The 24,892-nt window shown below is 63.1% G+C and carries 24 protein-coding genes; 16 read left to right on the forward strand and 8 right to left on the reverse strand.

The features are described 5' to 3' along the window. Positions 1-61: 61 nt before the first annotated feature. Positions 62-787, reverse strand: coding sequence for a methyltransferase family protein (locus EU811_RS01195; protein WP_238703252.1), 726 nt, complete (start codon positions 785-787; stop codon positions 62-64). Positions 788-1,001: 214 nt separating this feature from the next. On the opposite strand from EU811_RS01195, the gene EU811_RS01200 reads away from it, so the two are divergent. The 5 genes from EU811_RS01200 (at position 1,002) to EU811_RS01220 (ending at position 6,467) form a co-directional block, all read left to right on the forward strand. After that, a complete protein-coding gene (locus EU811_RS01200) occupies positions 1,002-2,405 on the forward strand; it encodes an MFS transporter (protein ID WP_142936704.1) in 1,404 nt (467 codons plus the stop codon). Between the two features lie 118 nt (positions 2,406-2,523). After that, the gene (locus tag EU811_RS01205; RefSeq protein WP_142936705.1) at positions 2,524-3,186 is read left to right on the forward strand and encodes a response regulator transcription factor; all 663 of its coding nucleotides are present in this window, start codon (positions 2,524-2,526) and stop codon (positions 3,184-3,186) included. Next, positions 3,183-4,595, forward strand: a complete 1,413-nt coding sequence (locus EU811_RS01210; RefSeq protein ID WP_142936706.1) for a sensor histidine kinase — start codon at positions 3,183-3,185, stop codon at positions 4,593-4,595. Before EU811_RS01205 ends, EU811_RS01210 begins: the two co-directional genes overlap by 4 nt. Beyond that, positions 4,588-5,565, forward strand: coding sequence for a TAXI family TRAP transporter solute-binding subunit (locus EU811_RS01215; RefSeq protein ID WP_142936707.1), 978 nt, complete (start codon positions 4,588-4,590; stop codon positions 5,563-5,565). Before EU811_RS01210 ends, EU811_RS01215 begins: the two co-directional genes overlap by 8 nt. A 65-nt stretch (positions 5,566-5,630) precedes the next feature. Continuing rightward, the gene (locus EU811_RS01220) at positions 5,631-6,467 is read left to right on the forward strand and encodes a hydroxymethylpyrimidine/phosphomethylpyrimidine kinase (protein ID WP_446698031.1); all 837 of its coding nucleotides are present in this window, start codon (positions 5,631-5,633) and stop codon (positions 6,465-6,467) included. 95 nt (positions 6,468-6,562) lie between these two features. Here EU811_RS01220 and EU811_RS01225 read toward each other — a convergent pair whose 3' ends face one another. Beyond that, positions 6,563-7,495 carry a cytochrome b/b6 domain-containing protein gene (locus EU811_RS01225; RefSeq protein WP_142936709.1) on the reverse strand — a complete coding sequence of 311 codons (933 nt, stop codon included), beginning with the start codon at positions 7,493-7,495 and terminating at the stop codon, positions 6,563-6,565. 302 nt (positions 7,496-7,797) lie between these two features. Between EU811_RS01225 and EU811_RS01230 the strand changes: the two genes are divergently transcribed. Next, positions 7,798-8,412: a TetR/AcrR family transcriptional regulator gene (locus EU811_RS01230; protein WP_142936710.1), complete on the forward strand. Its 615-nt coding sequence runs from the start codon at positions 7,798-7,800 to the stop codon at positions 8,410-8,412. 50 nt (positions 8,413-8,462) lie between these two features. On the opposite strand, the gene EU811_RS01235 is transcribed toward EU811_RS01230, so the two are convergent. Together EU811_RS01235 and EU811_RS01240 are read right to left on the reverse strand one after the other, a co-directional pair. After that, positions 8,463-8,846 carry a DUF1304 family protein gene (locus tag EU811_RS01235; protein ID WP_142936711.1) on the reverse strand — a complete coding sequence of 128 codons (384 nt, stop codon included), beginning with the start codon at positions 8,844-8,846 and terminating at the stop codon, positions 8,463-8,465. 225 nt (positions 8,847-9,071) lie between these two features. Next, positions 9,072-10,586, reverse strand: coding sequence for an XRE family transcriptional regulator (locus EU811_RS01240; protein WP_142936712.1), 1,515 nt, complete (start codon positions 10,584-10,586; stop codon positions 9,072-9,074). A 145-nt stretch (positions 10,587-10,731) separates the two neighbouring features. Here EU811_RS01240 and aceA point away from each other — a divergent pair, with 145 nt between their 5' ends. Together aceA and aceB are read left to right on the forward strand one after the other, a co-directional pair. Continuing rightward, complete coding sequence (gene aceA / locus EU811_RS01245) at positions 10,732-12,048, forward strand: isocitrate lyase (protein WP_110504936.1); 1,317 nt, start codon at positions 10,732-10,734, stop codon at positions 12,046-12,048. A gap of 410 nt (positions 12,049-12,458) precedes the next feature. Then, entirely contained in the window at positions 12,459-14,111 is a 1,653-nt protein-coding gene (gene aceB, locus EU811_RS01250; RefSeq protein ID WP_142936713.1) for a malate synthase A, read from the forward strand. 207 nt (positions 14,112-14,318) lie between these two features. Here aceB and EU811_RS01255 read toward each other — a convergent pair whose 3' ends face one another. Continuing rightward, positions 14,319-15,512, reverse strand: coding sequence for an MFS transporter (locus EU811_RS01255; protein ID WP_142936714.1), 1,194 nt, complete (start codon positions 15,510-15,512; stop codon positions 14,319-14,321). Between the two features lie 82 nt (positions 15,513-15,594). Next, positions 15,595-16,812, reverse strand: a complete 1,218-nt coding sequence (locus tag EU811_RS01260) for an ROK family transcriptional regulator (RefSeq protein ID WP_223941744.1) — start codon at positions 16,810-16,812, stop codon at positions 15,595-15,597. A gap of 218 nt (positions 16,813-17,030) precedes the next feature. Here EU811_RS01260 and EU811_RS01265 point away from each other — a divergent pair, with 218 nt between their 5' ends. From EU811_RS01265 to EU811_RS01290, 6 genes are read left to right on the forward strand one after another with little or no spacing between them, the layout of a single operon-like run. Then, complete coding sequence (locus EU811_RS01265) at positions 17,031-17,810, forward strand: sugar phosphate isomerase/epimerase family protein (protein WP_142936716.1); 780 nt, start codon at positions 17,031-17,033, stop codon at positions 17,808-17,810. Continuing rightward, the gene (locus tag EU811_RS01270) at positions 17,807-18,928 is read left to right on the forward strand and encodes a Gfo/Idh/MocA family protein (RefSeq protein WP_142936717.1); all 1,122 of its coding nucleotides are present in this window, start codon (positions 17,807-17,809) and stop codon (positions 18,926-18,928) included. The genes EU811_RS01265 and EU811_RS01270 overlap by 4 nt, the downstream gene beginning before the upstream one ends. Positions 18,929-18,945: 17 nt before the next feature. Then, positions 18,946-20,109, forward strand: a complete 1,164-nt coding sequence (locus tag EU811_RS01275; protein ID WP_142936718.1) for a Gfo/Idh/MocA family protein — start codon at positions 18,946-18,948, stop codon at positions 20,107-20,109. A gap of 1 nt (position 20,110) precedes the next feature. Next, positions 20,111-21,112: a sugar phosphate isomerase/epimerase family protein gene (locus EU811_RS01280; protein WP_142936719.1), complete on the forward strand. Its 1,002-nt coding sequence runs from the start codon at positions 20,111-20,113 to the stop codon at positions 21,110-21,112. A 4-nt stretch (positions 21,113-21,116) separates the two neighbouring features. Next, positions 21,117-22,136, forward strand: coding sequence for a Gfo/Idh/MocA family protein (locus tag EU811_RS01285; RefSeq protein WP_142936720.1), 1,020 nt, complete (start codon positions 21,117-21,119; stop codon positions 22,134-22,136). After that, complete coding sequence (locus EU811_RS01290) at positions 22,133-22,603, forward strand: heme-degrading domain-containing protein (RefSeq protein ID WP_142936721.1); 471 nt, start codon at positions 22,133-22,135, stop codon at positions 22,601-22,603. Before EU811_RS01285 ends, EU811_RS01290 begins: the two co-directional genes overlap by 4 nt. Here EU811_RS01290 and EU811_RS01295 read toward each other — a convergent pair. Together EU811_RS01295 and EU811_RS01300 are read right to left on the reverse strand one after the other, a co-directional pair. Then, positions 22,600-22,971, reverse strand: coding sequence for a type II toxin-antitoxin system death-on-curing family toxin (locus EU811_RS01295; protein ID WP_142936722.1), 372 nt, complete (start codon positions 22,969-22,971; stop codon positions 22,600-22,602). The genes EU811_RS01290 and EU811_RS01295 overlap by 4 nt on opposite strands. Further along, positions 22,968-23,174, reverse strand: a complete 207-nt coding sequence (locus EU811_RS01300) for a ribbon-helix-helix protein, CopG family (protein WP_238703253.1) — start codon at positions 23,172-23,174, stop codon at positions 22,968-22,970. Before EU811_RS01300 ends, EU811_RS01295 begins: the two co-directional genes overlap by 4 nt. Positions 23,175-23,351: 177 nt before the next feature. On the opposite strand from EU811_RS01300, the gene EU811_RS01305 reads away from it, so the two are divergent. Continuing rightward, complete coding sequence (locus EU811_RS01305) at positions 23,352-24,383, forward strand: LLM class flavin-dependent oxidoreductase (RefSeq protein WP_142936723.1); 1,032 nt, start codon at positions 23,352-23,354, stop codon at positions 24,381-24,383. A gap of 333 nt (positions 24,384-24,716) precedes the next feature. Next, positions 24,717-24,887 (forward strand): type II toxin-antitoxin system RelE family toxin, encoded by a 171-nt coding sequence (locus EU811_RS01315; RefSeq protein ID WP_342211710.1) that lies wholly within the window; start codon positions 24,717-24,719, stop codon positions 24,885-24,887. The last annotated feature ends 5 nt before the right edge of the window (positions 24,888-24,892 follow it).

Raw genomic sequence — 24,892 nt, forward strand, 5'->3', positions numbered from 1 at the left:
TCGGGGACCAGTTCATAACCACCCCTTCAGCCGAACCCTCTCTCACATCACTCGGAGGTGGTCATGAGTCACGAACCCTAGCCTGTTGTTCGGGAGTATGTGTCTTCGCATTGTCCCTAGCCCTCGCCGCCGACGCTGGCGGCGTGGCTAGGTGGAAGCTGGTGCGAATCAACCAGATGGGCGAGCCCACATAGCGGGGAACGTCTCTCTGATAGTCGGCATAGGCCTGGCCGAATCGCTCCCTGAGCATATTTTCTTCCCACAGCGCGCCCAGATGTTCCACCAGCATTCCAGCAGGCAAAGTCACCAGAGCCCAAGCGGAACCCCTGGAAACCGCCACACCTGAGTGAATCAGCCACCACCCCAAATACATCGGGTGGCGGCTCGCCGCATAGGGTCCGCTGGTCACCAAACCTTCGGGGTGGCCCAGAGCAAAGCTTCCAGTCGTTTTACGCCGGCGCTCCGCAACAGCCCAAGCGGTGATTCCCGCGCCGGTCAGCGCCAAGCCCACACCGGCCGCCCGGCGTCGGACGTCGCGCCCAAGGTGAGCGTCGCGCCCAAGGACGGAGGCGGGATGCACACGATCGAGGACTACATCCAGCACCAGGCCCACAACCTGCCCTGGTGGCAGCGGAATGCTGGCTGCCTCACGTTTCACCGCGCGGGCGGTTCGTAGAACTGCACCCATGCCAAGAAGATAACCCCGGCCGCCCGGGAAAGCCACAGCCGAACCGGCAGCCGGGAATCCTGTGGCAAGCGCCCGCCGTCGAGCACTAACCGACGTCACCCGAAACCTAAGGAAGTGTTAGGAAATCCCCCGCGGACTAGGGCTGTGCCGTGCATCACCCATAGTTTGGAACATGTCCTCTTCACCCCGGAGGGCCTTTCTTAGTCAACAAAGAGCCATGCGCAAGGACGCCATGAGCACGAGCTTCATGGACAGAACGAACTCATGCAAGACACGGCCGCTGCAAAACGCTGCCGTCCAGGAAGGTTCATTGATGAGCACCCAACAAGCTGCACCTCTGAGCGAAGCCGCCCAGACACGTAAAGCCGTGAGCAACATCCTCAAGGGCTCCGCGGGCAACCTCGTGGAGTGGTTCGACCTCTACGTCTATACGGTTTTCGCGGCGTATTTCCAGTCGCACTTCTTCAACTCCTCGGACGATCTGCAGGCAGGCCTTGAGGCGATGGCTGTCTTCTCGACGTCGTTCCTCATGCGTCCCATCGGTAGCTGGTTCTTCGGCCGCTATGCCGACCGGAAGGGCCGCAAGGCTGCGCTGACGCTCAGCGTGACGCTGATGTCGGCCGGTTCCTTCGCCATCGCGATCCTGCCGACGCAGGACGTGATCGGCCTCTGGGCCCTGATCCTGCTGGTGTTCATCCGTGTGGTGCAGGGCTTCTCGGTTGGCGGGGAGTACGGCACCAGCGCTACCTACATGTCCGAGGCGGCGACGGCCAAGCGTCGAGGCTTCTTCTCCAGCTTCCAGTACGTGACGCTGATTGGCGGACAGATGCTGGCCCTCCTGGTGCTGGTGATCCTGCAGAACACCATGAGCAAGGAAGACCTGACGGCATGGGGCTGGCGGATTCCGTTCGCCATCGGTGGTGTCGCTGCTTTGGTTGTTCTCTGGCTCCGCCGTTCCATGGAAGAAACGCTGTCCTCCGATCAGCTCCGCGCCGCCCACGTCAAGGTTGAGGGCGAGGCCCAGCCTGGCACTATGAAGCTCCTGCTCACCAAGCACTGGAAGCCACTGCTCATCTGCATCGGCATCACCCTTGGCGGCACCGTGGCGTTCTACACGTACACCAACTTCATCCTGAAGTTCATGAACGATACATCCGGCATCGCCAAGACCGATACCTCAGTGATCAACTTCTGGGCGTTGTTGATCTTCATGCTGCTGCAGCCTGTGTACGGCCTGATCTCGGACAAGGTTGGCCGCAAGCCCTTGCTGATCTGGTTCGGCGTGACCGGCGTGCTCTTCACGTGGCCGCTGCTCTCCACCCTTTCCGGCACCAAGGATCCGTTCATCGCATTCCTGCTGATGCTCGGCGGCCTGCTCATGGTGGGTGGTTACACGTCCATCAACGCTCTGGTGAAGGCTGAGCTGTTCCCGGCATCCATCCGTGCCCTCGGCGTCGGGCTCGGATACGCGATTGCCAACTCGCTGTTCGGTGGCACGGTTCCCCTGATCGGTGCGGCCCTGCAGAAGTCGGGTCAGGTGGACATGTTCTTCACCTACGTCACCGCCGCGATCTTCATATCGCTGCTGGTGTACATCTTCGCGTTGAAGAACAAGAAGCCCACGCACTTGGATGCGGAGCAGGGCAACGCCTTCGTGGCCAAGGGCACTGTGCAGGAAACCGACGACGACGGCATGAAGGCTCGCGTCGACGCCTAGCCTGCCTGCCTTGTGAGGCCCGTTCTGCGCACTTTGGATACTCCGAAGGGCGCAGAGCGGGCCTCGCAACGTTAAGCTCTAGTAGCGAACCAGCCCAGCGAACCGAAGGACCCAGACAGTGCACGTGCTCATCGTCGAGGATGACGACGCCATGGCGTCGGCCTTGAGCGCTGCCGTCGCCTCCGCTGGCCACAAGCACACCCGGGTTTCCCGCGGCGAGGACGCACTCCTGGCCCACCGCCAGCACGAGGTCATCCTCCTTGACCTCGGCCTTCCGGACCTGGATGGCTTGGATGTCCTGCGGAAGCTCCGCCAGGTCACGCAGATCCCCATCCTGATCCTGACGGCCCGCGACGACGAACGCAGTGTGGTTCTTGGACTCCGTTCGGGAGCGGATGACTACCTCGTCAAGCCGGTGAAGCTCGTGGAATTGCTGGCCAGAATCGAGGCCGTGACGCGCAGAACCAATCGGGCGGGCAATGCAACGCCGCACAGCATCGTGCTCGGAGAACTGGAAGTAGACCTCGATCGCCGCACGGCCGCCGTCGGGGAAAGACAACTGGCCCTGACCGCCACGGAGTTCGACCTCCTGAGCCTCCTCGTCAAGAACGCGGGCTCGGTTGTCACGCGTGAGCAGATCCTTGACGCGCTCTGGGGCGACGCCTTCCTGGCCCACTCACGGTCATTGGACGTGCACCTGACCGGCCTCAGGTCCAAGCTCCAGCTTCCCGGTTTCATCATCAACGTCCGCGGCGTCGGCTATCGCGTCGAGCAACCGTGAAAGTCCGAGTTCTCGGCATCCTGAGCCTGCTGGTGGTGATCATCGTGGTTACGGTGTCCAGCGTGATCCTGACCTCGGCCAGCCGGGAACTCACCCAGGAACTACAAATCAACCGCGTCGCAGCCCTGAACCGCTTTGCGCAACTGGCCAGCGAAGCTGCGGAGGATAACGACACCACCCAACTCCAGCGCGAGATGGACCGATACTCAGAGCTATATGATGAAGGAATTCTGATCCGGCTCCAACAGAAAACCCTCCGTTCCGGCGGCCTCAGCGAGGACCAGCCCGAGGTCAGGGATGCTCTGAACCGGGCGAGCCTCAACCTCAGCGACACCACGCTCAGCCCCATCCGTGCCTTTGGCTCCGGCGGGGACACTATTTCAAGATCTTTCGGCACCGCCAGCCAGGTACTCGGCGAGGTAGTCCTTGAAGTGGACCTCGACGCGGCCCGGCAGAAGCTACGGGAGCGCTGGCTCGCCGTCGGAACCGCCGCCTTGGCGCTGGGTGCGCTGCTCCTGCTGGCGGCATCGCGCATCACTGCCTGGGTCCTTCGCCCGGTGCACAGACTGAGCAAAGCTGTCCACGAGTTGGAATCCACGGGCAAAACCAGCCAGCTTCCTGAAGCCGGTCCGCCTGAGCTGCGCGAGCTGAGCCGCTCCTTCACCACTATGGCCGACGCCGTGACCGAAAGCATGGAGTCGCAGCGCCGGCTCATTGCCGACACTTCACATCAACTCCGGAACCCTGTTGGCGCGCTGCGCCTGCGCATCGATCTGCTGCAGCTCGCCTTGCGCTCGGAACCCGAGAAGGAGGCAGCCGCCGGCGTCGTTGCGGAACTCGAGCGGGTGGAGGAAATGCTCGACGGCGTGCTGAAGCTGGCTGCGGCGGAACACCGCGCCTTTGAGGGGGCTACGCGCGTGCAAGAAGCAGAGCACAAACGCCTGGCCGTCATCGACCCCTACCCGGTCCTGCAGGGTGAAGTGGAAAGGGCGGCGCCGGCCGCTCACCGTGCAGGATCGCAGCTGACGTTGTTGGCCCCAACCTCGGAAAACCACATCATGTGCGACCCCGACGAACTCGCGCACATGGTGGGCGAACTCCTCGCCAACGCCATCAAGTACGCCCCCGCTGCGCGTATCTCCGTGGCGACCCAGCCGACGCAAGGCGGCACCGCCGTCGTGATTTCCGACGACGGGCCCGGCCTCCCAGCCGAGCAACTGGCCGCGTCCACCACCAGGTTCTGGCGGGCGCCGCAGCACAGCAAGATTCCCGGCAACGGTCTGGGCATGACCATCGTGGAGCGGCTGGCGCAGGCAAACGGTGGGCGACTGATCCTGGAGCCGGGCGATCCCCATGGCCTGACGGCCCGCCTCGAGTTCGTGAAACCCAAGGAGGGCACGCATGCCTGACTTACCCAGGTTCTCCCGGCGGAACGCCCTCAAAACCGCCATCGCGATCGGCCTGGGCGGCAGCCTGCTCGCGACGACCACCGCCTGCACGCCGGAGGAACCCCTGCAGGAGCTCACGGTTGCAGGTGGTGAATCTGGTGGCTTCTATCTGGAGTTCGCCACTCTCCTGGCAGGCCTGTTGCAGCGGGAGCGCATCGCCGAAAGGGCCGTCGCATTGACCACTGGCGGCAGTCTGGAGAACATCCAGCGGGTCTTATCCGGCGAGGCGACGTTCGCCGTCGCACTGGCAGATGCAGCAGCCCAGGCCGCTGCCACCAGCCGGACCGGAGAGGGTTTGGTGGCGCTGGGCAAGGTGTACCAGAACTATGTCCACTGCATCGTCCGCGAAGACAGCGGGATACGGACCCTGGCAGACCTCGCCGGGAAGACCGCGGGCGTGGGCGAAGTGGGCTCGGGGACCACCCTGACCGCTGGACGGATCATCACAGCCGCGGGACTTTCTGAGCCGCCCCGCGCCGTGAAGCAAGTCAACCTCGGCCTAAACCAGGCCCTGGCCTCACTGCAGGACGGTTCGATTGATGTGATGATCCAATCGGGAGGAGTGCCCACCGCTCCCATCGCTGCCGCAGCAAAGGACATTGGACTTCGGCTACTGGATATTTCCGAGCTCATCCCGGCGACGCGGGCTCAGTCGGGGTTCTTTTACGATCGCGTCCTGATCCCCGCAAACAGCTATGGCAACGCTCCCGCCGTCTGGACGGTGGGCGTTGCCAACCTACTCCTGTGCCGCAGGGACCTTGCCGACCATGTTGTTCGGCAAACTGTGGAGGTGCTGGTGGAACAAGCCCAGGATCTGGTTCCCACATCCAGCACCGGCGTGCAATTCCTTAGCCCGGAGACGCTCATCAACACCGCGGGTATCCCGCTGCATCCGGCGGCCGAAGCTGCCTACAGGGCGCTGCACGGCTAGGCCTCACGATCACCTTTCACAGGCCGGAATCGGCGTACGACCGGGAAACTGGCAAAATGGAAACCATGACTTCAGCCGTTGCCCCTGCCATTGCCCTGACCATTGCCGGCTCCGAAGCGACCGGAGGCGCCGGCGCGCAGGCCGACCTCAAGACCTTCCAGGAACTCGGCGTGTTCGGCATCGCGAACCTCACCTGCATCGTTTCCTTCAACCCGAAGGACAACTGGAACCACCGTTTTGTGCCGGTGGACCAGCAGGTCATCGCAGACCAACTGGAGGCCACGACGGCGGCCTACGGTGCCGCTTCCGGCGCACCATCGGTGCTGGACACCGTCAAGATCGGCATGCTCGGAAGCCCGGCAACCATCAGCACGGTGGAGAAGGCGCTGACTGATGGCGCGTTCAAGCACGTGGTGCTGGACCCGGTGTTGATCTGTAAGGGCCAGGAACCGGGACACGCGCTGGACACCGACCAGGCTTTGAAGGCACAAATCCTGCCGCTGGCTACCTTCGTGACGCCGAACCACTTTGAAGCCGAGTCCCTGTCCGGGCTCACCATCACGGACGAAGAGTCCCTCAAGGCTGCCGCCGTTCGGATCCACGAAATCAGCGGCGCAGCAGTCCTCGCCAAAGGTGGGGTGCGGCTGGAAGGCCCCGACGCCGTCGACGTTTACTACGACGGTGAGACGCTGGAGGTCCTGCGCGCCCCGAAGGTTGGCGAAGTGGCCGTGTCCGGTGCCGGCTGCTCGCTTGCTGCCGCTGTGACCGCCGAACTGGCCAAGGGCGCGACGCCCCTTGAAGCCGCCCGCACCGCGAAAGCTTTCGTGACTGCCGGTATCAAGAACCGGGTGTCCTCCGGCGCTCCGTTTGATGCACTGTGGCAGGGTGGGGCTTTGTCCTAGCCTCTCTCGCTACAGACACAAGCAGCCGCCCCGGAAACACTTCCGGGGCGGCTGTTTTCTTTGCGCGAAGTTTTCTTTGTGCGAACGCGGGGACGCTAGCGCGAGACCTTGCCCATGAGGGAGGCAATAGGCCGCAGGAACAGTGGTCTGGCCAGGAACCAGGCCGCCGCGGTGAAGACAATGGACGCAGCGAAGATGCCGAAGCCCCACCAGCTGTTGTTATCGTCAGTGGACGCGTACATGTGGTTGAGGTTCCTCAGCGCGCCGGTTGCCAGCACCAGCGTGACGTGGACAATCACGAAGGCCACGAAGTAGATCATCACTGGGAAGTGGATCTTGCGGGCAAGCTCGATTGGGTAGAACTTGTTGATCGCTGCCTTCTTAGGCCACGCACCGGACATCCTGATTCCGGTAATGATGGCCAGCGGGGCCGCGATGAAGACCGTGATGAAGTAGGTCAGGAGCTGCAGGCTGTTGTAGTTGTTCCAGCCGTTTTCGACGGGCCAATTCAGCGAGGCGTATTGCAGGCCTGCTGAGACCGCGTTCGGGAAGACGTCCCAGTTGGTGGGGACAATGCGCAACCACTGGCCGGTGGCGAAGAGGAGCACGATGAAGATGATGCCGTTCAAGACCCAGAGTGCGTCCAGCGTCAGGTGGAACCAGAGATCCAGGCTGATCTTGGTGGGTGGGTTCTTGGTCTTGATGAGACCTTTGTTGTTTCTGGTCCAGTTGGCGGCCGGGCGGGTGGTGGTGCGTACCTGCCAGCCCGAACGGATGATCAGGACGATGAAGAACATGTTGAGGAAGTGCTGCCACCCGAGCCACGCGGGGAAGCCAGTGGGGGTGCCCTCAGGAATGGCCGAGTGCCCGGGGTAGTCCACCAGGAACTGCTGCACGGGCTGAAGGGTCCGGAGCCATTGAGCAACGAGCACCAGGATCAGTGCCACCACCAAAGCTCCTGCGGTGACGACGACGGGCTTGAACCACCTGTTCGACGTGATCCCGGACGACTTGCTTGAAACGGACATCAGGCCGCGTTCCTCTCTGGCTTGTTTGGCTGCGACCAGTTGGCGCTATATAGCGATTCAACCAGTTGCAGCCCGACGGTAAAAACGGCACCCGGGTTTCAGGGCGTCCTGCGTCAAAAATCGCAGCATTCGGATACATGCCGCAATGTGTATTTCTAGAACAGACTTCCAGAATTATTTCCCGCAGTTCAAGGCTCAGTCAAGACTTGTTGTTGGCTATGTGGATTCTTTCGGAGGTAGGATTCCAGAAAATAGCCGTCCGACACTCCGATCTACGTCCTGCCTGCGAGAGGAGCCCAAGCGTGGTCCGTAAGACGTCCGAAGTAGCCAGCAACGCGGGCTCGTGGCAATGGACCCGGACAGCAGCCACCCAACGCAACCTGCTGGACGCTGCCACCGACGTTTTCGTGGAACATGGCTTCACCGACGCGAGCATCTCCGACATTGTTTCCCGCGCGGGATCCAGCGTTGGCAGCCTCTACCACCACTTCGGTGGGAAAACCGAACTCTTCCTCGCACTCTGGGACGACTACCAAAACGAACACGAAAAGCTCGTTGCCGCGGCCGTGGCCAAAGCCCGGAAGGCCGGCGAATCCGATCCCCTGGCACTTTTCAACGTAGGCAGCCGGAGCTACTTCGACTACACGTGGAAGCACCGGGACCTGGAGCGCGTGTTCATCGAGGGCGACACTCCCCCAGGTTTCGAAGTCCTGCGGCGGGAACGTGGGCGCGAGTGGGTCCGGCAGAACACCGTGCTCCTCGGCGCCAGCGACGACACCCTGGGCCGACTCACCATAGCCGTGATCACGGACATCGTGACGGTGTCCGGTCAGGAAGTTGCCCTGAGCGCCTCCAAGCGCGAGGCCGACGAGGTTGTTGATGCTGCGGCCGTGCTGGTGAAGCGACTGGTCCGCTGATCCCTGGCTCGCCCGCTGCCCTTTGACCAGCCTTCGCCAACTACCACCCCCTAGCGAAATACAAGGTAAAAGACGATTGCCAACGCCGGGAAGAGCGCCTGGCCGATGGCGCTGAGCAGGAGGCGCTTCTCTGTGACCCACAGCCAGAAACCAAGGAAGACGTGGCACGCGCAGCAGAAAATCACTATGGCTGACCCGCTGGCGGGAGTGCCTGAGAAGTTCACTAGCCACAGGCCCACTGCGATGCCAAGGCCGAAGGTGATGTTGTAGGCGCCAACATTCATCGCCCACATCCGAACCGCTCGCACGTCTTCCGGCCTGATCAGGAAGATCCGGTGGAACCGTTGGTCGCCATGGAAGAAGATCTCCAGGACGCCAACGCTTATCAGTGCCAGGCCGGTGGATCCAGCGAGTATCTGGCTTAGCACATTCATGCCGCGCTCCTAGGCCAATCTTGCAACCTCCGCTTCTTGCGTGCAGGCTACTCCTCAGGCGCGAAGACCTTCAAGGGGCGGGCGCCGCCGCATTGACTGTTGAGCACCAGCCATCTCATGAGTAGCCCGGCCCTCGAATCTGAGGGTTTGGCAGCAAGCGCCATAGCCCAAGCACGCGGGACGTGAGAGAGCGATCGGCCAAAAGCCGCGGGACGTGAGAGAGCGTCAGCGCTCGGAGTGGGCCGCCAGGAAGCTGTACACCTCGGTCTCGTCCACGCCCGGGAACGCACCCGGGGGCATGGCGGCAAGCAAGTGCGAGTGTGCGCGGGCGGAGGGCCACGCATTGCCGGCCCACTCGTTCGCCAGCGAGGCCGGGGGACGCTTGCAGCAATTCGGGTCCGGGCAGTTTGACGTTGCCCGCGCCGTGGTCTCCCGGCCACGGAACCACTTCACATGCTGGTAAGGCACGCCGATGCTCAAGGAAAATTCACCAGCGGCCGAGCGTTCGGTGCGGGCAGTACACCAGTAGGTGCCCGACGGAGTGTCCGTGTATTGGCTGTAGGCGCTGAACTTGTCCGGCACGTCGAATACCGCCCGCGAGGTCCATGCCTTGCACGACGGCTGACCCTCGATGGCCCCCGTGTGGTCCTGCGGGAAGGCCACGCCATCGTTCTCGTAGGCCTTGTAGATGATGCCGGACTGGTGGGTCTTCTGGAAGTGTGTGGTGATGCCCAGGTGCTTGGTGGCCAGGTTGGTGAAGCGGTGCGCAGCGGTTTCGTAGGACACAGCGAAGGCGTCGCGGATGTCCTCCACGGCGATTTCCTTGGCGGCCTTGGCCTTCTGCAGGAACTCCACCGTGGCCTGCTCCGGCAGCAACAACGCCGCGGCAAAGTAGTTGGTGGCCACCCGCTGCGCCAGGAAATCCCCGTAGTTCCGGGGAGTTTCATGACCCAGGACGTAGTGTCCCAGCGCCTGGAGCAAAACAGACCGGGGATCGTGATCCTGGCGCTGGTTCTGCGTGAGATAAATTCTGCGGTTCTTCAAATCGGTCACGGACCGCGTGGAGTGCGGCAAATCGCCCACGTGATGCAGCGTAAATCCAAGGTTCTCGGCGATGTCCGCAATGACGTGCTGGCTGAGCGGACCCGTGGTGTAGCCAACCCCCTTGAGGACCTTCTGCGCCTCCGCCTCATACTCGGGGAAATAGTTACCGCGCTCGCGCATCATGGCACGCAACTCGCCGTTCGCGCGGCGGGCTTCTTCCGGCGTCGCCACCTGCTCATTTAGTTTGCGTTCGAGTTCCTGAAGCAGCCCCACCTGCGACTCAAGTACATCCAGCGGAAGCCGCGAGCTGATGCGGATTTTGGGCAGATTCAGGGATTCGTACAGCGGCCCGCGCTGGTACCGTTCCAACTCGATTTCCAAGGCTGCCCTGCGGCTGGGCGGCTCGGCCCCCAGCAGCTGATCGATGGTCACATTCAGTGACGCGGCGAGCTGCTGCAGCAGCCCCAGTTTGGGTTCGCGCTTGCCGTTTTCGATCAGGCTCAACTGGCTCGGGGCGGTCCCGACGGCGGCACTCAAGTCATCCAGCGTCAGCCCGGCCTGCTTGCGCAGATGGCGCACGCGGCGGCCAAGGCTGATGACGTCCAGTTCAGGGGACGCAGCGGACAACGACGGCGATGCTACTTCGCGATTCCAGCTCACAGGCGACATTTCTTGAGAATACGCGAAGAAGTGCATTTCTTTCCATAGTTTTCCTCTAGTAACCCTCTTGGAAGTGCAGAAAAGTAGGACTTACGAAAAAGAAATACAGATCCCGGGCAAGCCGGCCAATGCAGCAAAGGCGCAGCGGTGGCCGGCCCGGGCACCACATAGGAGATCAAAAATGACCGCATCATTTGAACCCGCAGAGCAGTCCGCAGAGCAGCAGGCCGCAGCGCTGGAACTTGAATGGTCCGCCAACCCGCGGTGGGAAGGCGTCACCCGTGATTACTCGGCCACCGACGTCGTCCGCCTCCGTGGTCGCGTCTCCGAAGAGCACACCCTGGCCCGCCGCGGCTCGGAGAAACTCTGGAAGCAGCTCACTGAGGAAGCTCCCACCGGCGGCTACACCAACGCCCTCGGGGCCCTGACCGGCAACCAGGCGGTGCAGCAGGTCAAGGCCGGCCTCCGCGCCATCTATCTTTCCGGTTGGCAGGTAGCCGCCGACGCCAACCTTTCGGGCCAGACCTACCCGGACCAGTCCCTGTACCCGGCCAACTCGGTACCCCAGGTTGTCCGCCGCATCAACAACGCCCTGCTCCGCGCAGACCAGATCGAATACGCCGAGGGCGTCAAAACCGTTGAAGACTGGCTGGTCCCGATCGTCGCCGACGCCGAAGCAGGATTCGGTGGCCCGCTGAACGCCTACGAGCTCATGAAGTCCATGATCACCGCCGGCGCCTCGGGCGTTCACTGGGAAGACCAGCTCGCTTCCGAGAAGAAGTGTGGCCACCTGGGCGGCAAGGTCCTCATCCCCACCCAGCAGCACATCCGGACCCTGAACGCAGCCCGCCTGGCAGCCGACGTCGCCGGTACCCCCACGGTGGTCATTGCCCGCACGGACGCCGAGGCAGCAACCCTGATCACCTCAGACGTTGACGAGCGCGACCAGGAATTCATCACCGGCGAACGTACCGCCGAGGGCTTCTACAAAGTCCGCAACGGAATCGAACCGTGCATCGCCCGTGCCAAGGCCTACGCACCGTACTCCGACCTCATCTGGATGGAGACCGGCACCCCGGACCTGGAACTGGCCCGTAAGTTCGCCGAATCGGTCAAGGCCGAGTTCCCGGACCAGATGCTCTCCTACAACTGCTCCCCGTCCTTCAACTGGCGCAAGCACCTGGACGACACCACCATCGCCAAGTTCCAGCGTGAGCTCGGTGCCATGGGCTTCACGTTCCAGTTCATCACCCTGGCCGGATTCCACGCCCTGAACTACTCCATGTTCGACCTCGCCCACGGCTACGCCCGTGAAGGCATGAGCGCCTACGTCGAGCTCCAGGAAAAGGAATTCGCCTCCGAATCCCGCGGCTACACCGCCACCAAGCACCAGCGCGAAGTCGGCACCGGCTACTTCGACGACATCGCAACCGCGCTCAACCCGAACGCATCCACTTTGGCCCTGGTGGGATCCACCGAAGAAGGCCAATTCCACTAATCAACACCCGACGGCAGCTGGTCCCGGCCTGAACCTCCGGCCTACAGACCGGCAACGCTCTGCCTGCGGAGGTCGAGCAAGGTAATCCTCCGCGTGCTATTCCCCATCCCCGCCGATAGACCTCGCAAAGCTCGGTCGACGGCGGGGACAGGGCCCCTTTTACGCACGCTTCCGGATCACCTTGTTCGACCGTTGGGTCGATCGGTACCGGGGAGGCAGGCACCCGGCCGGAGTGGCCGGTAGTGCGGCAGCCTGCGCAAAAGGGGACCCCTTATCAGGGTCTGTCCTCGCTCAGCGAGGTCAGACCCGCATAAGGGGGAATAGCAGGCAGAGCAGTTCCGGCCCGAAGGCCCCAACCCACCCAGACAAGCGCCGCCGTCGAACATTTGCTTCTCATAGGAGAGATTGAAATGAACAGCTTCACTGACAACTTCACTATCAATGGCATCACCATCACCGCGCAGCCCATTTGCCGGCAGAACGAGGTCCTCACGCCGGACGCCCTTGAGTTCATTGGCAAGTTGCACCGGGCGACGGCGGATCGTCGTCAGGAGCTGATGCAGGCACGGCACGCCCGCCGCAACCAGATTTCAGGGGGCCAGGATCCGCGGTTCCTGCCGCAGACCGAGGCCATCCGGAATGACCCGTCTTGGCGGGTCGCTCCCCCGGCGCCCGGGCTGGAGGATCGTCGTGTTGAAATCACGGGTCCGGTGGATAAGAAGATGACCATCAACGCCCTGAACTCGGGTGCGAAGGTGTGGCTGGCAGACATGGAGGACTCGTCCACGCCGACGTGGCGCAACGTGATCCAGGGGCAGCTGAACCTGACGGATGCGCTGGAGCGGCGGATCGATTTCACTTCTCCTGAGGGCAAGGAGTACAAGCTCAAGGCCGCCGAGGACCTGCCCACTATTGTGGTTCGCCCGCGCGGTTGGCACCTGCCGGAGAAGCACATGCTGATCGACGGGAAGCCGATCGCCGGCGGCATTGTGGACTTTGGGCTGTTCTTCTTCCACAACGCCCGCCGGCTGCTGGCCCAGGGCAAGGGCCCGTACTTCTACTTGCCTAAGATCGAGAACCACCTCGAAGCCCGGTTGTGGAACGACATCTTCGTCCTGGCGCAGGACCTGCTGGGCATCCCGCAGGGCACCATCCGCGCCACGGTGCTGATCGAAACCATCACCGCCGCGTTTGAGATGGAAGAGATCCTGTACGAACTTCGGGACCATGCTTCGGGTTTGAACGCAGGCCGCTGGGACTACATCTTCTCCCTGATCAAGAACTTCCGCACCCGTGGACCGCGTTTCGTGCTCCCGGACCGTGGCCAGGTGACCATGACCCAGCCGTTCATGCGTGCTTACACCGAGCAGTTGGTCCGGGCCTGCCACCGCCGCGGTGCCATGGCCATTGGGGGCATGGCAGCAGCGGTTCCGAACCGGAAGGACGAGGCCGCGAACACGGCGTCGTTCGAGAAGGTTCGTGCTGACAAGACCCGCGAGGCCAACGACGGCTTTGACGGTTCGTGGGTGGCCCACCCGGATCTGGTGCCCGTGGCACGCGAGGTCTTTGACAAGGTGCTGGGCAACAAGCCCAACCAGTTGGACCGCTCCCGCGAGGACGTCACCCCGGATGACCGTGCACTGATCGACATCGCCAGCACCGAGGGCACCATCACCGAGGGCGGGGTTCGCCTGAACATCGAGGTGGGCATCCGCTACATCGAGTCCTGGCTGCGCGGCAACGGGGCCGTGGCCATCCACAACCTCATGGAAGACGCCGCCACCGCGGAGATCTCCCGCTCCCAGCTCTGGCAGTGGATCCACTCCCACGCCATCACGGACCACGGGGACATCATCACCGCGCAGTGGGTGGAGGACATGCTGGATGAGGAATTCGCCCGCCTGGAACGCTTCGACGGAGACCGCTTCGCTGACGCCCGCGCCATCTTCGAAGAAGTCACCCTGGCCGAAGAATTCCCCACCTTCCTGACCATCCCCGCGTACGCCCGCTTCCTCACCGAGGCCCGTGAAGAGGCCACGGAAGAGGAGCTCGTCGCCGCTTAGGTCCAGGACCTGAGTAGCGACACAATCAAGCCCCGACGCTGGGCTGCCTGCACTTTTCGCAACAAGTGACCCCGACCGCCGGGGAGGCAGCCCAGCAGCGGGGCTTCTCCATGCCCGGGCCCTCCCGATTCGATGGCTCGCTGCACACCGTGCCGTGCGAACGGCATCCTCCGCAGGGAACCCCCGAATCGGGCACGCGAGAAGAGCTCAGCGCTGGCGGGCCACCCAGCGCACGGACAACGTGGTGCACACACAGAACGCGAGCACCGAGCCGAGGATCACGAACAGCGGCACCGTCCACCCATCGGTCTCACTGTGCACGAACCCAACAACAGTGGGAGCCAACGCGGCGAAGCAATAACCAACCCCTTGCACCACAGCGGACATCTTCCCGGCCGCGGCCTGCGACTGCGCAAACTTGATGATGGCAATGAAGATCACCGTGATCCCGCCACCCTGGGCAACACCGCCCAGCGAGGACCACAACCACCAGAAACCAGGTGCCAGCAACAAGCCCACGGGAACCGTCAGCCACAGCGCGCTCAAGGTGACCGCCACCGTCGTCGTACTGGTGAAACGGGCCAGGAGTGGCACGCCCAGGCCGCCCACGATCGCGAAAATCTGAAACAGCGAGGACCCCGCACCGGCTTCGGCGGTACCCATGGCGAGTTCGTCGGCAAGGAAACTGGGCAACCACGCGGTGACCCCGTAGTAGGAGAACGCCTGACCCGCGAAGCCGAGAGTCAGGCCTACAGTCAGCCAGCGAACACCCGCAACAGGACCGGCCCCGGAAGCAACAGGCAAGGGAACCGCAGCGGGAACAAACGCCCGCCGCGCACCCACTGTTGGAACCCAGAACAGAATGGCCGCCAACGCCAACAAAGCGCTCGCAGCCAGGGCAAGCCGCCAGCCCACCAGTTCGGCGAGGGGCGCGGTGGCCACGGAGGTAAGGAATGAGCCCACGTTGAGTGCAGCAGTGTAAACGCCCATGGCGGTTGCCTGACGCCGCGGTGCGAAGTCTCGACGGATGATCAGCGGCACTGCAATATTGCCGATGGTGATGGCCACGCCAATGATGACCGTGCCCACCATCACCGAGGCGCCACCGCCGCTGGATCGAATCACCACGCCCGCAAGAACACCCAGCAGGGTGAGCATCACCGCGAATTCAGCCCCCAGGCGGCGCCCGGCCAACGAAGCCAAAGGCGAAGCAAGGGAGAAGCAGAGGACGGGAATGCCGGTCAGGAGCCCGAGTTCCACAGGCGAGAATCCGAGATCCTGCTGTAACGAATCCACCACGGGCGCCACCGCCACGAAGGGTCCGCGCATGTTCAGGGCAATGAGGCCGATGCACGCGAGGATCAGCCAGCCGCGGGGTACTTTGGCGAGGAACTGGCTCATCGGGCGCACGGGGAAGGAAAGAAAGTACTCATCACTTTCATTGCTATCACGCTCCCACGCCGCGAAAGCCCTTAAAGAGGACCTAGCCCGCTGCTTGGAGCGTGGCCTCAATCACGGACGGTGAGAGAACATGCTGGGTCACCAGGTGGCTGGCGCCAAGGATCGCCGCGCGCTGACCGGCCATGGAAATGCCGATGCGCAGGTGCGTGGTGGCCAGGGGCAAGGACCGCCGGTAGACCACTTCGCGGATCCCGGCCACCAGGTGCTCACCTGCCTCCCCCACGCTGCCGCCGATGATGATCATGGACGGGTTGAGCAGGTTGACCACGGTGGCTAAAACATCGCCAACATCGCGTCCGGCCTGCCGAAGCGCCTGGATGGCCTGCAGGTTTCCTTCGCCAACGAGTCGCAGGACGTCGGCGCCGCTGGCAGCTTCCAGCCCTTGTGCCTGCAGTTGACGCGCGACGGCGGGACCTGAGGCCAGCGCCTCGAGGCAGCCGTGGTTGCCGCAGCGGCAGAGGACGTCGTCACCGCGGGGCACACGGACGTGGCCGAGGTCGCCGGCGGTGCCGTTGGCGCCGCGCTGTAATTGTCCGCTGCTGATGATGCCCGCGCCGATTCCGGTGGCCACTTTGATGAAGAGGAAGTTTTCATGGTCCGGCCAGTACGCGGTGCGTTCACCGAGGGCCATGATGTTGACGTCGTTGTCCACCAGGACTGGAACCGGCAGGGAGCGCTGAACGTACGTGACGACGTCGAATCCGTCCCAGCCAGGCATGATGGGCGGCTTGACCGGCCTGCCGCTGGCGTGTTCCACGGGACCGGGCAGGCCGATGCCTATTCCGGCGAGCTCGCCGGGTTCGCGGCCGGCTTCGGCCAGGAGTTCCATGCCCGCTGAAACCACGCGGCCCAGGACCACGTCCGGCCCGTCAGCGACCTCCTGCGTCAGCCGTCGCTCGGCCACGACGTCGCCGCCGAGATCGGTGACGGCAACAATCACGTGGGTAGCTCCGACGTCGACGGCCAGGACAACGCGCGCGGCGGGGTTGAAGGCAACGCGCGACGGCGGCCTGCCGCCTGTGGAGCTCGCCTCGCCAGCAGGGCCGACGAGCCCTGAGCTGATGAGGGCGTCAATCCTTGAGGCAACGGTGGAGCGGGCAAGGCCAGTGGTTTCTGCAAGCTCAGCCCGAGTGCGCGCCTTACCGTCGCGGAGGAGTTGGAAGAGATTTCCGGCGCGGGAGAGATTGCCGGCTTCGGGCACGGAGCTATTTCCGGCGTCGATTCCGGCCTCAGATGTCATGCAATTAGTGAAGCATGATTGCTTATGCATGTCATCCAGCAGAAGTTTCGCAGAATTCTTGCAACTTTTGCTAGACGCTCGGCAAAAGTCCCTTTAGGCTGAAAGGAGTTGGTGTCCAGTCCATTGACGTGTGGAATCGGTGGCTCCCCGAGGGGGTGCTCACTAGACTGGCGCCAAGGCCCTGATATCCCGGAAAAGCACTCCCGAAAAGGATCCCCATGTCGTATTCGCTCCAGCTGTATACCCTCCGTGATGCCATCCAGGAGGACCTGCCAGGCACCATCAAGAGGGTTGCCGAGATCGGTTTCACGCAGGTGGAGCCCTATAACTTCGTGGCCACGGCCAAGGAACTTGGCGCGGCGTTGAAGGAGAACGGCCTGACGGCACCGTCCGGCCATGCCCCGCTGTTGAGCCAGGACCAGGATGAGATCTTTGCAGCAGCCAAGGAGCTGGGCATCACCACGGTGATCGATCCATTCCTTCCCGCCGAGCACTGGCAGTCGGCCCAGGACATCCAGGCCACCGCGGCCAAGCTCAACGCAGCAGCGAAGAAGGGTGCCGAGTACGGCATCCGCGTGGGCTACCACAACCACGCATGGGAGCTGGAGTCCACCATCGAAGGCAAAACCGCCCTGGAGTACCTCGAAGGTTTGCTGGATCCCGAACTCGTCCTTGAAGTAGACACGTACTGGGTTGCCGTCGGTGGCCAGGACCCCGTGGAACTGCTGGCACGCCTGGGTGACCGCGTGAAGCTCATCCACATCAAGGACGGCCCGGCCACCACCGACACCAAAGCCCAGCAGCCCGCAGGCCAGGGCACCGTCCCGGTGCTGGATGTCATCGCCGCAGCGAAGTCCCTGGAAGTGGGCGTGGTGGAATTCGATGACTACTCCGGAGACATCTTCCAAGGCATCACCGAGAGCTTGAACTACCTCACCGCAGCGGCCAGCGCAGACGCTGCAACCGACACCCAGGCAGCAGAAGGAGCCAAGGCATGAGCTTCGCACCGTCTACCCGCAAAGGCCCCGTGGGCGTTGCCGTCATCGGCGCGGGCAACATCAGCAAGCAGTACCTGGACAACCTCACGGTCTTCCCGGACCTGAAAGTCCTGGTGATCGCGGACCTCTTCGAAGAGGCAGCAAAGGCGCGCGCCGAAGAATACGGGATCCTCGAATTCGGTGCCCCGGAGCTGGCCCTGAACCACCCCGACGTCGAGATCATCGTGAACCTGACCATCCCGGCAGCGCACGTCGAGGTCGCCACCGCAGCCGTCAACGCGGGCAAGCACGTCTGGACCGAGAAGCCCTTCTCCTTGGACCGCGAATCCGGGCTCGGCCTGCTCAAGGCAGCCGACGCCGCTGGGATCCGCCTGGGCACGGCCCCGGACACGTTCCTCGGCGCCGGGCTGCAAACCGCCCGACGCATCATTGAGCGCGGCGACATCGGCACACCCCTGACCGGCATGACCACGTTCCAAACCCCCGGCCCGGAGTCCTGGCACCCCAACCCCGCGTTCCTGTTCCAGCACGGCGCCGGCCCCCTGTTCGACATGGGCCCGTACTACCTCACCGCCCTGATCCAGACCTTCGGATCGATCCGCAAGGTGGCCGCCGTCGGTTCCTCCGCCAAAGCGACCCGCGTCATTGGTTCCGGCCCCAAGGCAGGCGAGGAATTCGCCGTCGAGGTCCCCACCCACGTCTCCGCGATGGCGCAGTTCGAAGGCGGCCAGTCCTCCCACAGCGTGTTCTCCTTCGAATCACCGCGCCTGCGGATGGGCTTCGTGGAAATCACCGGCTCTGAGGCCACCCTGTCCCTCCCGGATCCAAACTACTTCGACGGCGACCTCAAGCTCTGGCGTCCCGGCGCGGAAGAGCCGGAGATCATCCCTGCAACGGGTCCGGCCAACGGCCGTGGCCTGGGTGTTCTGGACATGGCCCGCGCCCTTCGTGCCGGTACTGCCCACCGGGCCACCGGCGACCTCGCCTACCACGTGCTGGACAGCATGGTCTCGATAGCCGAATCCGTGGAATCGGGTACCTTCTTGGACGTCACCAGCAACGCACCCGCCTCGGCCGCCCTCCCCGAGGACTGGGCACCCGAAACCGCCACCCTCTAGAGCCGGCGAGGAACCTGATGACTATTCCTACATCCTCGCCGCTGGGCGTCGCGGTAATCGGTTACGCCTTCATGGGTAAGGCCCACTCGAATGCTTGGCGGAACGTCTCCAGCTTCTTCGACGTCCCGGCCTTCGAGCAAAAAGTGCTGGTGGGCCGGGACGCAGATGCCGTCGCGGAAGCCGCCGCCAAGTACGGCTGGGCCGAGTCCGCCACTGACTGGCGCTCCGTGATCGAACGGGACGACATCCACATCATCGATATCTGTGCACCGGGCTGGATGCACGCCGAAATCGCCATCGCGGCTTTGGAAGCAGGCAAGCACGTTCTGGTGGAGAAGCCGCTGGCCAACACCTTGGGTGAGGCCGAGCTGATGACCGCAGCCGCCGCAAAGGCCCGGGACCGCGGTGTGCAGTCGATGATCGGCTTCAACTACCGCCGCGTCCCAGCGCTTGCCCTCGCCAAGGAACTCATTGCGGAAGGTCGTCTCGGCACAGTCCGGCATGTTCGCGCCGCGTACCTGCAGGACTGGCTGACCGACGCCCAGTCCCCCATGTCCTGGCGCCTCCGCAAGGAAACCGCCGGATCCGGCGCCCTGGGCGACATCGCCTCTCACGCCATCGACCAGGTCCTGTACCTTCTGAACGATGCTGTCACCGAGGTTTCGGGCCGCCTGCAGACTTTTGTTGATCAGCGCCCCGGCGCAGAGGGCCCGGAGGATGTCACGGTCGACGACGCCGCCTGGGTAAACCTCTCGCTCGCCTCCGGAGCAATCGCCTCAGTTGAAGCTTCCCGCGTAGCGACTGGCCAGAAGAACTCCCTGAGACTGGAAATCTACGGCTCGCTTGGTTCAATGACCTTTGACCTGGAGAACCTGAACGAACTCTATTTCATGGACACCACAGTGCCCGTCCGTGAGCAGGGCTTCCGCCGGATCCTGGTCAACGAGCCCGAACACCCGTACCTGGAAGCGTGGTGGCCGCAAGGTCACATCATCGGCTGGGAACACACATTCACGCACCAGATCCGCGACTTCCTCACCGCGATCGCCGCGGGTGAGTCGCCGTCGCCGTCGTTTGAAGAGGGCCTGAACGTCCAGCACATCCTGACCGCCGTGGAAGAGTCCGCGGCCGCCAAAAGCTCACTGATCCAGCTCACCGCATCCGTTACTGAAGGAGCCTGACATGCCCCGCCCGTACACCCTGTTCACCGGCCAGTGGGCCGACCTCCCCTTCGAGGAAGTCGCGCGTCTTGCTTCCGGCTGGGGCTACGACGGCCTGGAAATCGCCGTCTCCGGAGACCACCTGGACGCCTGGCGCTGGGACGAACCCGGCTACGTCGAATCCAAACTCGCTGTCCTGGAAAAGTACAACCTCAAGGTCTGGGCCATCTCCAACCACCTCAAAGGCCAGGCCGTCTGCGATGACCCCATCGACTTCCGCCACGAAGCGATCGTCGGATCCCGCGTCTGGGGCGACGGGGAACCCGAAGGCGTCCGCCAACGCGCCGCCGAGGAAATGAAACACACAGCCCGCCTCGCAAAAGCGCTCGGCGTGGACACTGTGGTCGGGTTCACCGGCTCCTCCATCTGGCAGTACGTCGCCATGTTCCCTCCCGTCCCCGAGAAGGTCATCGAGGCCGGCTACCAGGACTTCGCCGACCGCTGGAACCCCATCCTGGACGTCTTCGACGAATGCGGGGTCCGCTTCGCCCACGAAGTCCACCCCTCCGAAATCGCCTACGACTACTGGACCACCGTCCGGACCCTCGAAGCGATCGGCCACCGGCCAGCCTTCGGGCTGAACTGGGACCCGTCGCACTTCATGTGGCAGGGCATCGATCCCGTGTCCTTCATCTGGGACTTCAAGGACCGGATCTACCACGTGGACTGCAAAGACACCAAGCTCCGCCCCACCGGCCGGAACACCGTCATGGGCTCCCACCTGCCCTGGGGCGACCCCCGCCGCGGCTGGGACTTCGTCTCCGCCGGACGCGGCGACGTGCCCTGGGAATCGTCCTTCCGCGCCCTGACCGCCATCGGCTACAACGGCCCCATCTCCGTAGAATGGGAAGACGCAGGAATGGACCGACTCCACGGCGCCCCGGAAGCGCTGGCCGCCCTCAAGAAGTTCGACTTCCCGGCTTCGCAGACCTCCTTCGACGCCGCCTTCAGCAGCAAGGACTAAGCACGTGACCCTCAGCAACGGCACCTCTGATGGAACTATCCGCTGGGGAATCCTCGGCACAGGATTCATCGCAGGGCTCCAGACCAAGGACTTGAAGGAGAACGGTTTCACGGTGCAAGCCGTGGGATCGCGATCGTTGGAATCGAGTGAGTCGTTCGCTGGGGAGTACGGCGTGGCCACCGCGCATGGCAGCTATGAGGACCTTGTTGCAGATCCCCTGGTTGATGTGGTCTACGTGGCCACGCCGCACCCTTTCCACCATGAGAACGCCCTCTTGGCGTTGAATGCGGGCAAGCACGTCCTGGTGGAGAAGGCGTTCACCATGAATGCCCGCCAGGCACAGGACATTGTTGACCTCGCGGAATCCAAGGGGCTCGTGGCGCTGGAGGCCATGTGGACCCGGTTCCTGCCGCACATGATTCGCCTCCGGGACATCATCGCTTCAGGAACCATCGGTGCGGTACGCAAGGTGGTGGCCACCCACAACCAGAGCCTTCCCAAGGATCCCGCCCACCGGCTCAACGATCCCGCCCTGGGCGGCGGGGCGCTGCTGGACCTGGGCATCTACCCGGTCTCCTTTGCCTTCGACATCCTGGGCACTCCTGCGTCCATAAAGGCCAGCGCCTCCATGTCGGCCACCGGAGTCGATCGTCAGACCGCAGCGATCTTCGAATACGCCAGTGGTGCCCAGGCGATGGTGGATTGCGAACTCGACGCCGCCAGCGCCAACCGTGCCATGGTGATCGGCAGCGAAGGGTGGATCGACATAGAAAGCACTTGGTACAACCCGGTTCCCTTCACCGTTCATGCCGTGGACGGCAGTGTCATTGAGCGGTATGACCAGCCCGTCACCAGCCGCGGCATGCAGTATCAGGCTGCTGAACTGGAACGCCTGATCCGCTCAGGTGAGACTGCCGGAACCATCCTGCCGCCAGCCGAGACCGTGGCCATCATGGCCGCCATGGACGAAATCCGGCGCCAGGTAGGACTGAGCTACGACGCTGACCGGGTTGGTGCGGCATGAGCGAATCTGCACGCATGGTGGAGCTGAAGCAGCAAGAGGATGAACTGGTGTTCGGTTCGTTCGATCACCATGACGCATGGCGACTCGGCTCGCTGATCGCCAACCACGCCATCGCGTCGGACTTCGGCGTCGCGATCGATATCCGCAGGCACAACATTGTGCTGTTCCGCTGCGTCCTGCCCGGTGCCACGGGCGACCAGGAAGAGTGGATCCGCCGCAAGTCCGCCGCCGTGCTGCGATTCGAGCACAGTACGGCATTGTTGGGTGAACAATTCGCCGAGCGCAACCCGTTGGGCGGCGGATGGCTTGCCCCCGAGGACTACACCCTCGACGGCGGTTCCTTCCCCATCCGCGTCCGGGGAGCCGGTGTGATCGGTGCTGTCACGGTTTCGGGGCTGAGCTCTGACGAGGACCACCAGATGGTGGTGGACGGAATACGGAACTACCTGAAGACGGTAGGGGTCTAGCGGCGGGGCACCAAGTGCTGAGAAATCTCAGCGGAAGAATCCCGCAGTTCGATGGCGCCCGCGGCGACTCCAACCACAAGCTCGAAGCCTTTTTCCGTGGTGAAGTCATGCTTATATCCGTTGATCCACAGCAACAGCACCATGAGCGTCCACGCAGTTCGCTTGTTCCCATCTATGAGGGGATGGAACCGGGCGACAGACTCCAATAGCGCAGCTGCCTTAATTGCAAGATCAGGATAGGCTTCCGCTCCCATGACAGTTGTAGCCGGCCTGGCCAACGCCGAGGCCAACAAGCCAACATCGCGAATATGAAAGCCGTACCGGTCAACGACGTGAAGGGCGTCTTCAATGTCCAGGTACGCTGTCACGCGTCCTCAAGGCGCGTCAGCAGCTCAGCATCATGACTCATCACGAAATCAAGGCCTTCACTGATTTCGCGTCGACGCGCATGACGCTGCAGAACCAACTCTGCCCCCTGCAACAGGAGTGCGGACTTGGACGTGTGTTCCTCTGCGGCCAACTTCTCCAGCCGTCGATCGAGGTCTTCTGGGACGCGCAGATTCAAAGCCATGGTTCGATGGTACCAAAGCGGTACCTTGAACCTTGGAAGCCGTCATCAGTCACGTCGCTGTGAAGAAGCTGTGCTTGGCGTAACGTGCACCCATCACAAAAGGTAACGTCCCGCCGTCGTCCTCGGTACCGGCAATTATTCTGGGCAGTAACCTCACGCCCAGCCCGAAGGAAGCCCATGCCAACCCAAGAACATCCCCTCCGCAAGCTTGGATTCCTCACCATCGGCCTGTTCGACCCCACCGATCCGGCCGCCGGGCACCGATCCACGCTGGAGATCATTGAACTCGGTGAGCAGTTGGGGTTCGACAGCGCATGGTTGCGGCACCGCCATCTGCAGTTCGGCATCTCCTCCCCCGTGGCGGTGATGGCCGCCGCCAGCCAGCGCACGTCCAGGATTGAACTCGGCACCGCAGTAACGCCGCTGGGTTGGGAAAACCCGTTACGCCTGGCAGAGGACCTGGCCACCGTGGACCTACTCGCGGGGGGACGGATCAATCCGGGGCTGAGCGTGGGCGAACCCATGAACTACCACACCGTGAAGCATGAGCTGTACCCGGATTCTTCGGAATCAGAAGACTTCTCATATGCCCGCGTGGACCGGTTCGCACGGTTGGTGGCAGGCGAAAAAGTAAGGGACTTCTCCGGCAAGCAGGGCGTTGTGGAGGAGTACTCCAACCGGGTGGAGCCGCACTCACCCGGACTGCGCAGCCGCCTTTGGTACGGGGCGGGCAGCATGAAGTCGGCCGTATGGGCGGGGGCCAACAGCTTCAATCTGCTGTCCAGCAGCGTGATTTTCCCGGATAAGGACCAGGAACCGGACTTTGCCAGGGTCCAACAATCACAGATCCGGGCGTACCGTGAAGCCGCAGCAGCGTCCGGAAACACCGCCCGGGCTTCGCAGGGCCTGGTGGTCATCCCCACCGATTCGGCTTCCGCGGCCCAGCAGGAGAAATACCAGCGTTACGTCGATCAGCGCACTCCGCGGACCAGCGCTCCGCAGGGGCCCAAGGGCATGCTTTTCGCAAAGGACCTTATTGGCACCAGCGACGAAATCGCCGCGCAACTGTACGCCCATGAGGGCTTTCAGGAAGTGGACGAAGTCGCCTTCGCCCTGCCGTTCAGTTTTGACCACGAGGACTACGTGCAGATCCTTAGCGACATCGCCGGGAAGCTGGGGCCGGCATTGGGCTGGAACCCGACCGCATGAGCACCTAGCGCTGAAATGTACATTTCAGCGTAGAAAAGCCTAATTGGTGTATGAGCGAGATGACAGTCACTGTTGCGCGAAGTCGGCTTTCCGAAGCGGTTGATACCGCGCGAGTAAGCCACGAACCGGTGTATTTGTTGCGCCGTGGTCGCCGCGCCGCGGCACTGAGCTGCTCGAACCGAAATGACCGAGACCGGCAGTGGTGCCGTGCCATGGGAGGAAGTCAAAGCGGAGCTGGGCTTGGCTTGAGCTATTCAGTGCAGCTCGCGCCTGCCGCCGTCCGTCAGTTGCGAAAGCTCCCGCCGGACGCACGCCGACGTATTCAGGCTGCAATTGAACTCCTCGCCGAAACACCTCGCCCGCCAGAGGCAAAAGCTATCCGGCAACAGTGATGACTGGCGTGTCCGTACCGGCGACTTCCGGATTATCTATGAGATCCGGGACGCTCAACTTATTGTTCTGGTAGTCGCCATGGGCCACCGTCGTGATATCAACCAGCACTGATTCGC

The organism is Arthrobacter sp. TS-15 (assembly GCF_006964045.1).
Lineage (GTDB): Bacteria > Actinomycetota > Actinomycetes > Actinomycetales > Micrococcaceae > Arthrobacter.